Annotated in this window: 12 protein-coding genes; 2 read left to right on the top strand and 10 right to left on the bottom strand. The window is 53.0% G+C overall.

The genetic code is table 11. The features are described from left to right. Positions 1–49: 49 nt before the first annotated feature. Complete coding sequence (locus tag Q31b_RS10230; RefSeq protein ID WP_146599596.1) at positions 50–1,375, bottom strand: AAA family ATPase; 1,326 nt, start codon at positions 1,373–1,375, stop codon at positions 50–52. 696 nt (positions 1,376–2,071) lie between these two features. On the opposite strand from Q31b_RS10230, the gene Q31b_RS10220 reads away from it, so the two are divergent. Then, positions 2,072–3,214: an EAL domain-containing protein gene (locus Q31b_RS10220; RefSeq protein WP_146599595.1), complete on the top strand. Its 1,143-nt coding sequence runs from the start codon at positions 2,072–2,074 to the stop codon at positions 3,212–3,214. Between the two features lie 91 nt (positions 3,215–3,305). Here Q31b_RS10220 and Q31b_RS10215 read toward each other — a convergent pair whose 3' ends face one another. Together Q31b_RS10215 and Q31b_RS10210 are read right to left on the bottom strand one after the other, a co-directional pair. After that, entirely contained in the window at positions 3,306–4,394 is a 1,089-nt protein-coding gene (locus tag Q31b_RS10215) for a methyltransferase domain-containing protein (RefSeq protein ID WP_146599594.1), read from the bottom strand. A gap of 168 nt (positions 4,395–4,562) precedes the next feature. Beyond that, complete coding sequence (locus tag Q31b_RS10210; RefSeq protein WP_146599593.1) at positions 4,563–5,387, bottom strand: hypothetical protein; 825 nt, start codon at positions 5,385–5,387, stop codon at positions 4,563–4,565. Positions 5,388–5,524: 137 nt separating this feature from the next. Between Q31b_RS10210 and Q31b_RS10205 the strand changes: the two genes are divergently transcribed. Next, on the top strand, positions 5,525–5,788 hold the full coding sequence (locus Q31b_RS10205) for a hypothetical protein (protein ID WP_146599592.1): 264 nt from the start codon (positions 5,525–5,527) through the stop codon (positions 5,786–5,788). Positions 5,789–5,855: 67 nt separating this feature from the next. Here Q31b_RS10205 and Q31b_RS10200 read toward each other — a convergent pair whose 3' ends face one another. From Q31b_RS10200 to infB, 7 genes are all read right to left on the bottom strand, one after another. Continuing rightward, positions 5,856–6,311 (bottom strand): YaiI/YqxD family protein, encoded by a 456-nt coding sequence (locus Q31b_RS10200; protein ID WP_146599591.1) that lies wholly within the window; start codon positions 6,309–6,311, stop codon positions 5,856–5,858. 38 nt (positions 6,312–6,349) lie between these two features. Beyond that, positions 6,350–7,366, bottom strand: a complete 1,017-nt coding sequence (argC, locus tag Q31b_RS10195) for an N-acetyl-gamma-glutamyl-phosphate reductase (RefSeq protein ID WP_146599590.1) — start codon at positions 7,364–7,366, stop codon at positions 6,350–6,352. Positions 7,367–7,412: 46 nt separating this feature from the next. Next, positions 7,413–8,723, bottom strand: coding sequence for a putative sugar nucleotidyl transferase (locus tag Q31b_RS10190; protein WP_146599589.1), 1,311 nt, complete (start codon positions 8,721–8,723; stop codon positions 7,413–7,415). A 302-nt stretch (positions 8,724–9,025) separates the two neighbouring features. Next, entirely contained in the window at positions 9,026–9,769 is a 744-nt protein-coding gene (locus tag Q31b_RS10185) for a YebC/PmpR family DNA-binding transcriptional regulator (RefSeq protein ID WP_146599588.1), read from the bottom strand. 17 nt (positions 9,770–9,786) lie between these two features. After that, the gene (locus tag Q31b_RS10180; RefSeq protein WP_146599587.1) at positions 9,787–10,890 is read right to left on the bottom strand and encodes a hypothetical protein; all 1,104 of its coding nucleotides are present in this window, start codon (positions 10,888–10,890) and stop codon (positions 9,787–9,789) included. A gap of 114 nt (positions 10,891–11,004) precedes the next feature. After that, the gene (rbfA, locus tag Q31b_RS10175) at positions 11,005–11,439 is read right to left on the bottom strand and encodes a 30S ribosome-binding factor RbfA (protein WP_146599586.1); all 435 of its coding nucleotides are present in this window, start codon (positions 11,437–11,439) and stop codon (positions 11,005–11,007) included. Between the two features lie 55 nt (positions 11,440–11,494). Next, complete coding sequence (gene infB / locus Q31b_RS10170; RefSeq protein ID WP_146599585.1) at positions 11,495–14,662, bottom strand: translation initiation factor IF-2; 3,168 nt, start codon at positions 14,660–14,662, stop codon at positions 11,495–11,497. Positions 14,663–14,824: the final 162 nt, after the last annotated feature.

Raw genomic sequence — 14,824 nt, 5'->3', positions numbered from 1 at the left:
AACATTGGACGGAATAGAAATGGAGAAATGTCATTGACGACACCGCTAACTACAACTTGTTGAAATAGCTATTGCAGGCTTTGTCGAGATACTCGGGACTGAGCACGAACGGTATTCTTCGATACTTGCAGAAATTTGCCACTTGAGTCAACAAGTCGCGAGGGTGACAACGGCGCATGTTGCGGCCACTCTTTTCGTAAAAGGCGAACAGGTAATCGGCGGCTTGCGGGGTTTCGGGGAACCCCAGCTTATCGATCACGCCTTGCATCAATCTCCGGTACTCTTCGCGAGTCGGATCCGATACAAATATCTTGTAGGGAACTCTTCGCAAGAATGCTTCATCCACTAAAGAACTGGGGTCGATATTGGTAGAAAATATAATCAGTTGTTCGAACGGGATTTGAACTTTCTTTCCTGTCGGAAGCGTCAAGTAATCAATTTTATTCTCGAGTGGTATGATCCATCGATTCAATAGTTCCTCAGGTGCAATGCGTTGCCTTCCAAAGTCGTCAATCAGCAAACATCCGCAATTGCTTTTCATCTGCAAGGGTGCTTCACAGATGTTCGATCGTGAGTCATGACGAACCTCGAGGTTTTCCATGACCAATTCGCCACCAACAACAACGGTCGGCCGCCGGATGCGAATCCAGCGATGGTCCCATTCTTGACCTTTTAAAATTTCTCCATCCACGTCTGGAACCGGTGCGGGGCGATGGAAGGCGTCGTCTTGAAGTTTGATTAAGTTGCCGTCATCGAGAATGGCATGGGGAATCCAGATTTCTTGACCAAGACATTGCGTCAAACAGCGTGCAATGGTCGTTTTTCCATTTCCAGGAGGTCCGAACAAGAACATTCCCGTATTGCTGTTCACGGCCGGTCCGAGATGATCGAGCAGCTCTTCTTGATAAGAGATATCGCATAACGCCGCACGAAGTTGGTCGCGATCAATCGGCTCCAATCCGGCCGCTTGAGCTTCGACGCTAAGGACGTAGTCTGTTAATGGCACCGGTGCAACACCGGCGTAGCTGCACTGCTGCATCTGAGTTTGCGCATTTTTTTGACCTGCGTCCGTGAGCGAATAGTAATAATCGTTGAACGGGGCAGGACGAACGTGGGCGACCATTTTGCGAGTTCGCAATAAGCCCAACATAGGTTCGATGATGCGAAACGGTATCCCAATCCTTTCAGAACAGTTCCGCCCACTTAAGGTTCCAGCCACCAATAAAATCTTTAGAAGCAAGCCTTCGACAAAGGCTTCGCTTAGCCCCGTTTCAGCCATGTCACGAGGCTGTGTCGGCCAAAACGTGTCATCGGAGAAGAGTCCCCCAAACAAGCTCGGCTCAAACGATTGAGTGTCCGTGGCGATAGCGTTCATAACGATTGATTTGGTTTTGCGGAATGATTGACGTTCGGAAGCACGACCTCCACCAGAAGACGGATTTCGATTGGTAGACTTCCGTCCAAACCTAGCTTGCAAATTCATACAAGCTTCAGCAATCTTCGAGAATTTTGCCAGGAGAAACAAAAGTCGTTTGTCGAACGTTGTTTGTCTAACCAATCGCCTCATGAACACTCGCCCCAGGAAATAGTACCCGTACCCGTACCCGTACCCGTACCCGTACCCGTACCCGTACCCGTACCCGTACCCGTACTCGTACTCGTACTCGTACTCGTACTCGTACTCCTACTCCTACTCCTACTCCTACTCCTACTCCTACTCCTACTCCTACTCCTACCCGTACCCGTACCCGTACCCGTACCCGTACCCGTACCCGTACCCGTACTCGTACTCGTACTCGTACTCCTACTCCTACTCCTACTCCTACTCGTACCCCTACTCGTACCCCTACTCCTACCCCTACCCCTACCCGTACCCGTACCCGTACTCGTACCCCTACTCCCAGACACTCAAGAACAAGGACGAAAACGCAGCCTTTTCAAACGTTTTGCGGCAATCGGCGATGGCGTTCACGAAGAAGTGTCCAAAAAATGGATGTTTTGTTCACATACTCGCAAATACAACCTAGATTTGTTTGGAAAACCATCTTTTTGTCTAGCGAGTCCATAGCCCATGCCCCCGATCGACAATTCAACGTTAAATCGTTTGCGACGTAGTTCCACGCCTGTGGACGACGTTTGGTTTTTGTCTGGGCCGACCCAGCCGGGCGAGACGATTATCCACCTGCCGATCGATGATGAACCCTACGTGATCGGCCGAAAGCCAGGCGTCTCGTTGAGACTTCAATTTCGCACCGTCAGTGGACAACATGCCTCGCTCAGTATCCATCAGGGAAGCCTTTGGCTGAAGGATCTTGGAAGCACTAACGGCACCTATATCAATGGTCGACGGGTTACACCTCACGAGTCCGTGCAAATCAGCGAAGATGAATTGATCCATTTTGCCGAGGCCCCTTTTCGGATCTATCGCCAATCGGCCACGTCCGCGACCAATGGGACCTACGCCGAAAACATTTGTGACCAAGCATTGGCGTTGGTACAATTCGACCGCCTCATGGCTGAACGACTTGTCAGACCTCATTTTCAAACCATCATTGATTTGTCGTGTGAAGCGAACGAGTCGGCTCAACGCTTGATCATTGGGCATGAAATTTTAGGCCGTGGCAGTGTGTTTGGACTGGAGTCGGTCGGGGCAATGTTTCAAGCTGCCGAGCAACTCAGCTTGGAGGTGGAATTGAGCCAACTTTTGCGTTGGGAAGGGATTCGTATCGGACGCGAATTCAGCGATAACCCACAACTATTCGTCAACACCCATCCTAAAGAAATCGACCACCACGAGGGGCTCATCGAGTCGCTTGGCCAAATGCGAGAAATGGCAGGCAATGCAAATATTGTCTTAGAAATACACGAGTCGACCGTGACCGACCCCAAGGTGATGAAAAACCTTGTCGCGGCGCTCAAAGATCTTAATATCAAATTGGCTTACGACGACTTTGGTTCTGGCCAAGCCAGGCTAGCCGAACTCATCGAAGCGCGTCCCAATATTGTCAAGTTCGACATTTCACTGATTCGCGGTATCGATCAAGCGGACGTGGTCCGACGAAAAATGTTGTCCAACCTAGTCAATATGGTTTGTGATCTCGATATTCTCGCATTGGCCGAAGGCGTGGAAACCGAAGCGGAGTCCAACGCTTGTGTCGATCTCGGATTCCATCTCGGTCAAGGATATTATTACGGACGTCCAACGCCCGCCTGATGACCGGTGCTCGGCAAGAGGCACTGCTCACAACAAGTACTGCTCACAACAAGTACTGCTCACAACAAGTACTGCTCACTCGAGCTCTCTCTCAGCAGCATTTCGTTGCCACCGGCAAAGAACGCGGTTGCTTGATTCTCTGCTTTCCATCGCTCTCGATGCAGACAAACTGATCTGCATAAGGGCCGTTTGCGATCCGCTCAAACGTTCGGCGATCCACTTCGGCCGGTTCCGCACGCCAGTACTCGGTTCCGAATTCGTCACGTGCGGCCGCGAAGGGACCTCGATAGATGACCATGCACGGTTCTGCTTCATCCAATGCTTCGTCGCTTGGTTCGGAAAGGTCTGGTTTGTAGGCGATGACCGTTGCCGAACGAAACTCGATTCCCTCGACGACTTGCCATGGTTCCCGTTGCAGTACGACCATTTCCGTAGCATAGAAACCGGCACTTGTGAACGCGTTTAAAAAATCGGTATCTTGAAAAGCGCCGGAGATACATCCGCTCCAAAGATCCGGATCCTTTTGCAGGTGATCGGGAATCTCTCGATCGCTGACGATGTCACTGATGACCGCCCGGCCACCGATTCGCAAAACTCGGAATATCTCTTCGAATAACTGTGCTTTCTCGTGGGTGTCTACCAAGTTCAAAACACAATTCGATACGACGACATCGATCGAGTTGTCCGCGATCATCGGTGCTTCACGACGCATCTTACTAATATGCGATTCAAACTCGCGCAGCGATACCTCATCGCTGATTGGCTTCGCTTTGAGAAATTCGTCCACCTTGTCTCGGTCGATTGCCAAATCCTGGATACGGCCTTTCAGAAATTTTACATTGTCATAGCCGATATTCTTGACAACCGCACTTTGACTTTCTCGAGCGAGAGTGAGCATTTTGTCGTTCATGTCGACGCCGATCACACGCCCGGATGGACCAACGACCTGGGAGGCAATGAAGCAGATTTTCCCGCCACCGCTACCCAGATCTAGTACCGTTTCACCATCGTGAACGTACCGCGAAGGATCACCGCAACCGTAATCCCGGTCGATCACTTCTTGAGGTATCGCTTTCAAATAGCGTGTGTCGTAGTCGACAGGGCAACACAGGGCGGGTTCGACCGCCTCGGCGGCCGCCGAGTAACGTGATGCGACGACGCTTTCGATTTCAGGTGACATGAAGAGTATTGTTCTTATCGGTGTTATTGGTTGATTCGGTCGTCGCGAAGCGACGGCAGATGATAGCATGTGAGCCGATGGCGCTAGCGGGCTGTCGGCTCACTTTCCGGTCGCATGCGACCGGATGGAACTTTAGGTTTCTAACACTAGAAAACACCGCCCTAGAATTTAACGCCAAAGTGGTAAGCTTGGTAGGCTAGCGATTCCGTTGCCGCTCGATGATGGCGGCAACGTGGATTGGTAGCCGCCGCTCGAGCCCGTTGACATGTCGCTAGCGGGCATACCCATTTGGCTTGGTGAGCGAGGCGGATCACTTTGCATTTGCCCGACCGTCGACGCCGCGATCCGTGGTGGCAAATAGGTTGGCGATTGCGCAATCGCGTTTGCTAACGGTGTGATGGGAGTGTTGGGATCGAGTGGTCGAAGCCGCGATGCGATCGCTGACTCGGTGCTCGTCGGCGGCGATGCGACGCGGCCAATCGGTTCGTAATCAATCTTCTGCTCTCGCTCCATCCGTACGATTTGCTGAGGAACTTCGACGGTTCGCGTTTCGGCAACCCATTGAGTCCGGCTGCTACGGCGGTGAACGACTTCGTTTCGACTTTCCCAACGCGTTCGCGGGACATGGTGATACGCAACCACGGGTGGTTTGAACGGATTCCATCGTCCTTCCATCCGTGGCTCCCAAGCGTATTCGACGACAGGTGTGTAGACGGTTCGTGTCTCCGGCTTCGTTTCGGTTACCGTTTCGGGGCGATAGATCGTCTGCTCTCGCTTGTTGACTTTGGTTTCAACCACAGGTCGCTCGATCGTCTTGGTGACTTGACGGTAAACGATGCCGGTTTCAGGATTGGTGTAGTAACCGCTTCCCGTTTGCGCTGCAGCGGCGAGTGGATCAAACGCGTAAAACAAGAGCAGGGGAAAAAAATACAAGAATACTGCAAACTTTGCTAAAGCCAGTTGGGTCGACTCAAAAAAGCATTGAGTTTTCACGGCAATTCCTCGCAGATTAGCGGATAAGCGAAAAGAACTTCGAAAAAGTTAGCTTCGTCCGCACTCGAATTCTTAGTACGATACGATGCCCCTATTGTTTATTTCGGAATCCTATCCCCTCTAGCTGAGACAATTCAATGATCGACAAGGAATTACTGAAATTGCTACGCTGCCCGCGTAGTCGCCGAACGATGCAATTGGCACCCGAATCGCTCGTTAGCAAGCTTAACGAAGCCGTGAAACGTGGTGAACTACGCGACTTGGGTGACCAAAAGATTACTCAGCCAATCGATGCCGCTTTGATGGTTTGTGACGGGGCGGAGGTCTATCCCATTCGAGGTGGGATTGTCAGCATGGTCGCTGAGGAAGCTATCCCGACCGCGGCGGTTGACGATCATTGATTGGCAAACTGTATCGTTCGCGGTCGCGGAATGTTATCGGCTGGCGCTGCTTGGCGTGTTGACCGAATTACTTTCTGGTCGCCTTGGTCAACAAGCGGTCGAAAGTTGATGCAAATGCTTTCTTATCCGTGTCGCTGTAAGGATGGCTGCGGCCGACGACCATCCCCTCCCCACGCAAATCATCCATGAAATTGCGCATCGATAGTCGGGTCGCAATCGTATCGGGCGAATACTCATCACCGCGTGGGTCGATGACGAACAGTCCTTTTTCAACGAGCAGCCCAGCTAGCGGCAAATCAGCGGTGATAGCGATATCGCCTGCGTTACTTTTGTTGTGAATGTAACGATCCGCTTGGTCGGCACCCTCGCGGACGACGACGACCGAGACGGTGGTTGCCGATGGAGGGATTGCGATCGGTCGATTCGCTACCAATACCGTAGCGACATTCAATCGCTTTGCGGCACGAAACACAATTTCCTTGACATCCGTTGGTGCCGCGTCGGCGTCGACCCAAATCTTCATCTTTTATGATCCCGTGTCTCAGCGAGGATGACGATCCACTATTGCAGCAAACCGGTGGTTTGATCGAGCCCGAACATCACGTTCATGTTTTGAATCGCCGCTCCGCTGGCTCCTTTCGCTAGGTTGTCGATCGCACAAACGAGCACGATACGGCCGCCTGCGTCACGAGCTGTCATTTGGACGTAATTGGTTCCTGCGACATGCTTGGTTGAAGGTAGATGCGGCACTGGCGTGACGAAGGGGCAATCCGCGTATTGTGATTCCCATCGTTTCAGCAAATCCGCTGCCGTTGCCTTTGCACTTGGCCGCACATAAATGGTCGACAAGATTCCTCGATCCATGGGCGTCAAATGGGGCGTGAATAATAACGAGATGGCCTTGCCACCAATCCGATGAACCAAGTCGGCCATCTCGGGTTGATGACGATGTGCGCCAACTCCGTAAGCTGCGATCGATTCGTTGACTTCACAGTACAACGTTGCGACCTTCGCCGAACGTCCTGCGCCGCTGACACCACTTTTGCTGTCGACAATGATGTCATCGGCCTCGATCAAACCGTCCGCGATCAACGGAGCCAGTGGCAGGATGACGGACGTCGGGTAGCACCCGGGGTTGGCAACCAAGTCGGCATCACGAATCGCGTCGGCGTAGAATTCGGGTAACCCGTAAACGGTCTTGCCGATCCGCTCAGGCCAAGGATGTGTTACGCCATACCATTTTTCATAGAGTTCGCGGTTGGACAAACGAAAATCGGCACTGAAATCGACGACTCTCGTACCCTGTTCGACCAATTGTTTACAGGTTTCGGCGGACGCACCGTGCGGCAAGCATGACATCACGACATCGCACTTCTTTGCGATCCGCTGAGCATCGAGCATTTCGATCGGCACGTCGAGCCGGCCAGCCAAAGAGGGATGAATTTCCGCCAAAGATTTCCCGTCTTCCGCGCGACTTGTCGCGGCAACAATCTCTGCGTTTGGATGGGACTGTAGTAGGCGAGCAACTTCCAAAGCGGTGTAGCCGGTCGCACCAATGATGCCGACTTTGATTTTCATATTTGTGGACTGGTGGTTAGATGTAAACGTTATTGTTTTTCAGGCTTTAAAGCATTTCGTTTTCGGGAGTTTCCCTTTCAAACGCTGATAGATTGTACATGTCAAGAATTAGCTGTTTGTCGCATTCTCGTTGTTGAACCTTCCGCCGTGCAAACATTTTCGATTGGGTGGCGATCATCACATCGGTGGGTAATAACGCCGTTTGACCAAACAAGCGGGCGTAATTGACAAAACTAGGAACGTTCGAAGTGACGAAACCGTAGAGCATGCTGCATACACCAATCGTCTTTCCCGTAAAGATACTGGTATTGATTGCCGATTTCGAATAGTCGCCAATAAAACAGCCGACGAACTGCATGCCGGTTGCTATTTTTTCGTTTCCATACTCCATATTGATCTTGCCGTACGTATTCTTTAGATCACTGTTGCATGTACCTGCACCGAGGTTGATCCAGCTACCAAGGTAGCTATGCCCCAGGAATCCATGATGTTGTTTATTGGTGTACGGTTCGATCACCGATGCTTCCACTTCGCCGCCAATTTTGACGGTGTGCCCGAGTGAGACCCCATCTTTGATTGCCGAATGCTCGATCACTTTGGTGTTTGCGCCTGCGTACAGCGGTCCTTCGAGATAGCAGAAGGGCCCAACTTTCACGTTAGATTCCAAGACGATAGGACCATTTTCAACGTTGATCGAAAGGTAGTCGCCAAGCGAAACGCCGTCAGCGACAAACACGCCATCTGACAATTGTTTGTAATTCCCGTTGGCGACTCGCCACTCGACGGAGTCGCGCATTTCATTCATGTGCCACGATACGATTTCATGCGGCCAATGAAATGCCGATGGAGAGTAAGGCGACCGTTGCAGTCGTTCCGATTCTTTGACGAGCAACTCGGTAAACGACTCATCGGTTTCCGACGTCAGCAGCGAACGTTTTGCTGCCAAGTCGGCTGCGGTCCAGCGAGCGATCAAGACCGATCCATCGGCATCGTCGACCATGCATAAGGAACGCGTTTCTGCAGCAACTTCCTTTAAGATTTCGTCCAATTCCAGTCGCGGGACCAAACGAGCATTGACTAGGAGGATACCGTCATCATCGATTTTCCAACTTCCGTCGACTCGCTTTGCCACGGGATCGATTTGATAGTCAAGTTTTTGAATGTCCGCAAGAAAATCGCGGACATCGCCCAATAAGGTATTGCCGGATAGTCCGCCACCGGACGACGGCCCTTTCACCAATAGACTCAAGCGATCGATCAGCCTCAGGCTCGCACAGGTCACTGCGTATGCAGGTCGCGATTGGGTAATCGGTGCGAGATGAAGGACACGGTTATCTTCGAAGCAAATGATCTGCATAGAAATCGGTTCAATAAGAGGATAAGGGAGGAGACATGATCGTCAGAACCGTGTATGCCACGTTGAGCGGAAGGCATTGACTTCACCCTCCCGGCGAAGCGGTTGTGTGGTTTAACGCCGCGTTCGACCTCTCCCAAGCTTCGCTTGAGGGAGGTTGTATGTTGTTAGCCATGTTGCACTGAAAAGCGGCACGACCTCTTCGTTTGTGGGAGGTGGTTCAGTCGTTGACTTAGCTGGAGTTACGAACGGCACGACCTCAAAGTTTGGAAAGGTTAACGTCGGTGTTGCAGGGGCCGAGCCCATCAATCCTCGAACATTTCGTCGGTGATATCCAAATTGGTGCTGACGTTTTGCACGTCATCATGCTCATCGAGAGCTTCGAGAAGTCTCAGTACCGACTTGGCGACCGACCCTTCGACCTCGACGGTGGTTTGAGGGATCTGGTTAATGGCGGCCATTTCGGTTGTCAACTCCGCCGCCTCAAACGCATCGCGAAGCGCATCGAACGCGTCGGGTGCGCAGGTGACTTGGATTTTCCCATCATCGGTCACTTCGACATCATCGCCACCATTTTCAAGTGCGATCTCGGTCACTTTTTCTTCGTCCACCGATGCCGCTTCCAAGACAAAAAGTCCCTTGCGATCAAAGAGGTAGGAAACGCATCCGGAGCTACCGAGATTGCCACCAAATTTGCCGAACATGGTTCTCAGTTCGGGCGCTGTGCGATTTCGGTTATCGGTTAGGACTTCGCACATAACGGCGACACCACCTGGCCCGTAGCCTTCGTAGAGCAGTTCTTCGAGGTCACCACCAGCGATCTCACCGGTACCCCGTTTGATTGCCCTTTGGATATTGTCTTTGGGCATACTGACCGATTTTGCATCGTCGATTGCTTTCCGCAAACGAAGATTAGCGTCCGGGTCACCGCCACCCGACTTCGCAGCAACGATGATCGCCTTGCTTAATTTGCTCCACAGCTTTCCGCGTTGGGCATCGACGCGTCCTTTGCGATGTTGGATGTTCGCCCACTTTGAATGACCTGCCATATACTCTTCTGTTTGCTTTATCGCGGTTTACGTTTGGTTAGTTTTCGATTCCCGGTTTTTTTCTTAGAACTCGCTTCCGAAGAAGTATCCGGCTTGATTGACTTCGACGCAGCTTTGCTCGACTTCTTAGCCGGTTTTTTTTCTTTTGCTGAAGCAACCGGTTTTTTCTTTGACGTTTTCTTTTTTGCTGTCGACGTGGATGTTGTGACTTTATCGCTCGGGGGAGTTGGCGGCTTCGTTTTTTGGGCTTCAGTCTTGGAAGCGGGCGCGACCGTCTTTTGGTTGGCGGAGCTCTTGGAGCTTTTCTTGGTCTTGGCTTTCGGATCCGCTTTTCCCGCCGTTTTTGCGTCCGCGAGCACTTGTTCGGCTTCTTCTTCGGCTGCCTCGGCTGCAGCCGCTTTGCGCGCTGCAACGCGTTTCTTTTGCTCTTTTTTTCCACTCAACCATTCGTCAAGTCTTTTGCTGGATCCCTTAGCAACTTCGTCGACCAAACTGCGTGCCTTTTTACTCTTCGTGTTGACGCTCAATTCGACGGCGGCCTGATGAAGCAGGTCGGAGAATTCAATCCCTTTACTCTTGGAGATAGCACGTTCGAGCCCTGGTACCTTGCCACCCGCTGCTTCGGGCTGGGAGGCAATCTCGGTCACCATCAAAATAACCATTGCGGAATAATCAACAGGGATCGAGTGCCCACCCAATCCGTGCTGAACGGTGTAGCTGAGGACGAATGGGGTCACGCCTGGCATCTTTTCAAATTTGGCGACCGCCTTACCAAGATTTTCTTTCTTCAGATGATCGATGTCGAACGTGTAGAATTCTTCGAACACCGATTGCAAATTGCTTTTTACCCGCTGAGCCGCCTTGTTCGCATCGGGCAAACGGCCGAGCACTTGACTCAACTCACTAACCGTCGTCACTCGCACTTCGTTCCAATCGAAAAAGTCCTGCTCGCACTTTGCCATCCCTTCATCGGCCAAATCCGCAGGAGCGTCCTGCAGGAGCGATGCGTAGATGAGGTGCTCTAAAAGTGGGCGTGCCGGTTGCGGAGGAGTCGGTGTGTAGTGCTTTTTTAAGGCAGTAAAAAGTTTGTTGATCAGTGTAGAACGATTGGGTGCTGACATCGGAAGTGCATCAATGGGATGTAAGTGGTTTAAAGGGACAAGCGAGACTCGTCGCAGAATTAGAGATGGCAATGGCATCGAGAACGGGAGTTCGCTAGCGAACCGCGATGGCGATTACGTATCAACGTTTTCACCTTCGGTCTCGTCGGTGCGGTTCTCATCCATGCTTACATCTACCGGGTCGCTCGGCTGCCCGTTTTCCTCTTTTTCACGTTTAATCTGCGCCAATAGCTCACCAACGACCAGGGCATTTTGAATACCTTTATCGAGTGTAAATGACAACTTGGGCGTGTAGCGAGCCTCGATCCGCTTGGCGATCTTGCTCTGCAAGAAGCCAGCCGAATTCTGTAGGCCACGAATCGCCAATTGTTGCTGGGCTTCATTGCCCATCACGCTCACGGCGACCTTGGCTTCGCGCATATCGGGAGTGACCTGGACATTGATGACCGTCACATCGTGAACACGCGGGTCACGAATCTCCGTCAGGATGGCCGAAGCAACAACCTCGCGGATTGCTTCGGCGGCTTTAAGTAATCGTCGGTTTGACATTCGAAAAAAGAAAAGGTGAAAGGTATTGAGTGAACACAGGAATCCGACACGTCCGTTAATCTAACGTTCGGGCGACCTCTTCAATTTTGTACGCTTCCAAGACATCATCTTGTTTGATGTCGTTGAACCCGTACAACCGAATGCCGCATTCCATACCACGCGGCACCTCTTTCACATCTTCCTTGACCCGTTTGAGTGAATCGAGTGGGTAGTCACCAATTTTCCGGCCATCTCGGTTGATACGGACTCGGCAACCCCGTTGGAAAACGCCTTGAGCGACATAGCAACCGGCGATCGTACCGACTCGACTGATCGAGAAGACTTGTTTGACCAAGGCGCGACCAAGTTCGACGATTCTTTCTTCAGGTTTTAACCGTCCTTCGATCATCGCTTTGATGTCGTCGGTCATCTTATAGATCACTTCATAGCGACGGATCTGCACACCTCGCTCATCTGCCATCGCCCGGGCTTGTTCGTCGGGGATGACGTTGAACGCCAAGATGACTGCATCCGATGCAGACGCGAGGGTTGTATCGGCCAACGTCACACCGCCAACACTTCGCTGCAAGACGCGGATATCGACCTCGGGGTGCTCGAACTTCGCCAATTCTTTGTCGATGGCCTCGAGCGAACCTTTGACGTCTGCACGCACAATGACGTTTAAGCGTACTTTGTCTTCGGATTTCCCGAGCGTCCCGCCCGCCAACAATTCCTGGAAATTCTCAAACGATACCTTGGTCGACGAACCCGATAGACTTTCGCGGTTGCTGGTCGCTTCGCGGCTTTCGGCGATTTCACGTGCTTTGGTGATATCGTCGAGGACGTGAAAACGGTCCCCGGCACCTGGCACTTGGTCGAGACCAATGATGTTGACCGGGGTACTTGGACCCGCTTCCTTGATTTCCTTGTCTGTCAGCGTGTCTCGCATCGCTCGGACTCGGCCATGAGCCGGTCCGCAGACGACGACGTCGCCGACACGCAGGGTTCCATTTTGAACGACAAACTTCGAAACGACACCGCGGTCGCCTTGTTGTTCCGCTTCAATGCAAACACCCATCGCGTGGCGGTTGGGGTTGGCAGTGTACTCGTTCATTTCGGCAATTGTCAGCAGGGTTTCGAGTAGCTCGTCCATCCCTTCGCCCGTGATGGCGCTGGTGCGGACCACCTCGACATCACCACCCCACTCCGACGGAGTCAGTTGGTGTTCGGTAAGCTGAGTTAGCACACGGGTGGGGTCGACCCCTTCGAGGTCACACTTGTTGAGCGCGACAACGATCGGCACTTCGGCTGCTTTGGCATGGCTAATCGCCTCTTCGGTTTGCGGCATGATGCCGTCGTCCGCAGCGATGACCAAGACGGCAATGTCGGTAACGTTGGCCCCACGGGCTCGCATTTCGGTGAAAGCCTCGTGACCCGGTGTATCAACAAACGTGACGCTGCGTCCGTCCTTGTCGACTTCATAAGCGCGAATATGTTGTGTGATCCCGCCTGCTTCGCCGCTGACAACATTGATTCCAATCAAATAGTCGAGCAAACTGGTTTTGCCGTGATCGACGTGGCCGAGGAAGGTGACAATCGGAGGTCGAGAAACGAGCGATTCCGGTGCATCCTCGATATTCTCTAAGCCCGAGATCACTTCGTCTTCGAGTGTCTCCGAAGCTTTCAACTCGATATCGATATCCATTTCCGTCGCGATCAATTCGGCGGTTTCTAGATCGAGTTCCGAATTGATGTTGATCATCATCTGCATGCCCATCAGCACACGCAGCACCTGAGCGACGGGGACTCCGGCAGCTTCTGAGAAGCTACGTACCGTGCAAGGCAACTCGAGCTGGATTTTGTCTTTCCGCGGAGCGGCTGTGTTGGTGCCCTTTCGTTTGAAGGTACGGCGTTGGTATCGCATTTCGCGACCTGTACCGCCGGTCCGATCCATGACGTCGTGCCGTCGGCGTCCACCGCCACCACGTGAACGTTCGGCTCGAGCACTGGCCATCCCCGACAAGCTCTTCTTGCCGCGTGGCTTCTCTTCTTCGACTTCGGCAACGCGTGCACCGGGGGGGCCCTTGCGACCTTTCTCGCCCGTGAAACCGCTCAACCCACCGCTACCCGGTTTTCGGGTTCCGCCACGCTTGCTTTCGGAATCCTCGGCTGCCAATTGCTCAAGCGGAGCTTTCATGCCTTGCTTGTGTCCCGCGATGACATCCTTGCTCAGTTTGATGTCTGGCTTTTGAGCTTTGGGCTCACCCGGAGCCGATTTGGGCCGGCTGGTGACCGGGGCGTCAGGCAAGGAGGCCATTTTGACATTGATTCTTGGTGTACGAGGCTTCGGCTTGGAGCCTTGGCCTGATCCCGTCTTCTTGTCGCCACCGCCAGAAGGCCGGTCAAGCGAACGGACGGGGCCACCACCGCTGCGACCGACGCTAGCGTCACTGCGAATCGGAGCGACTGGACCCGAATCAGCAGGACGTTTCGGCAACGACTTGGTTCCGAATCCAATCTTGCTAGCGACACGTGCTGCAATGCTCTTGCGGGGGGATTCGTCGGATGATTTGTCTCCCGTACCAGGCTTCGGTTGATCGCCAGGTCTGGCGGAATCGGAAGCTTTCCCATCCGAGGCTTTCGCATCGCCAGACTTTGCCGAAGCTGCTGTACCAAACGAGCCACTCGCCAGCGGCCCGGGCGTCGGTGTTTTCGCAACCACGGGTTGACCCGTTGGCGTCGTCGTGACCTTGGGCTTTCCGGTGCCAGCCTTCTCGGTGCTAGCCTTCTCGGTGCTAGGTGATTCCGCAACCGGCTCCGCGGAAGCTGGCTCTGGCGTCTTCGTTTTCCCGCCCGACAAATCGCGTTCGGCGCTGCCGGGTCCGAAGAGAGGCGACCGAATCGGAGAGGCGGGCGCTGCTTTTGAACCGCCTGCAACGCCTGGCTTCGACGATCCACCTGCGGATTTCGAGCCTGAAGGCCTGCCGATCTTGATCGCGACCGGTTTTCGTTCGGTTGGGGCGACCGGTTCTCGAACAGCAGCCATCGGTTTAGCAGCAGCGGCTTTGGGGGGGGCCGACTTCGATGCGCCCGCGATGTGTTCGCGGACTTTGTCAGCCTCCTCATCCGTTAAACTGGCTAGCGCGGAGCCTTTACCGGTGATGCCGACCTTCTTCACGAGATCGACGAGATCTTTGCTGTCTAAATTAAGTTCTTTTGCGAGCGCGTAAATGCGTGCGGGCACGGAGTACAGTCCTGTCAGTTTCGTTTTTTCGAGCCTAAAATCGCCTATCTGGTCTCCCCTATTAGCTTTTCGGGGCAGAATTCTCGGCACAATAGAAATGTCACAATCGTTACCAACTTCCTGCCGCTATAAACTGCGTCGGAAGGGAGGAATCTGTGTGGT

Source organism: Novipirellula aureliae, from assembly GCF_007860185.1.
Classification (GTDB): Bacteria; Planctomycetota; Planctomycetia; order Pirellulales; family Pirellulaceae; genus Novipirellula_A; species Novipirellula_A aureliae.
Note: the sequence above shows the minus strand (reverse complement) of the source record. Positions and strands in the feature narration are given on the sequence as shown.

Excerpts from the sequence above, each read along its gene's own strand:
- Q31b_RS10230 (WP_146599596.1), bottom strand. The coding sequence starts at position 1,375 with ATGAACGCTATCGCCACGGACACTCAATCGTTTGAGCCGAGCTTGTTT.
- Q31b_RS10220 (WP_146599595.1), top strand. The coding sequence starts at position 2,072 with ATGCCCCCGATCGACAATTCAACGTTAAATCGTTTGCGACGTAGTTCC.
- Q31b_RS10215 (WP_146599594.1), bottom strand. The coding sequence starts at position 4,394 with ATGTCACCTGAAATCGAAAGCGTCGTCGCATCACGTTACTCGGCGGCC.
- Q31b_RS10205 (WP_146599592.1), top strand. The coding sequence starts at position 5,525 with ATGATCGACAAGGAATTACTGAAATTGCTACGCTGCCCGCGTAGTCGC.
- Q31b_RS10200 (WP_146599591.1), bottom strand. The coding sequence starts at position 6,311 with ATGAAGATTTGGGTCGACGCCGACGCGGCACCAACGGATGTCAAGGAA.
- argC (WP_146599590.1), bottom strand. The coding sequence starts at position 7,366 with ATGAAAATCAAAGTCGGCATCATTGGTGCGACCGGCTACACCGCTTTG.
- Q31b_RS10190 (WP_146599589.1), bottom strand. The coding sequence starts at position 8,723 with ATGCAGATCATTTGCTTCGAAGATAACCGTGTCCTTCATCTCGCACCG.
- Q31b_RS10185 (WP_146599588.1), bottom strand. The coding sequence starts at position 9,769 with ATGGCAGGTCATTCAAAGTGGGCGAACATCCAACATCGCAAAGGACGC.
- Q31b_RS10180 (WP_146599587.1), bottom strand. The coding sequence starts at position 10,890 with ATGTCAGCACCCAATCGTTCTACACTGATCAACAAACTTTTTACTGCC.
- rbfA (WP_146599586.1), bottom strand. The coding sequence starts at position 11,439 with ATGTCAAACCGACGATTACTTAAAGCCGCCGAAGCAATCCGCGAGGTT.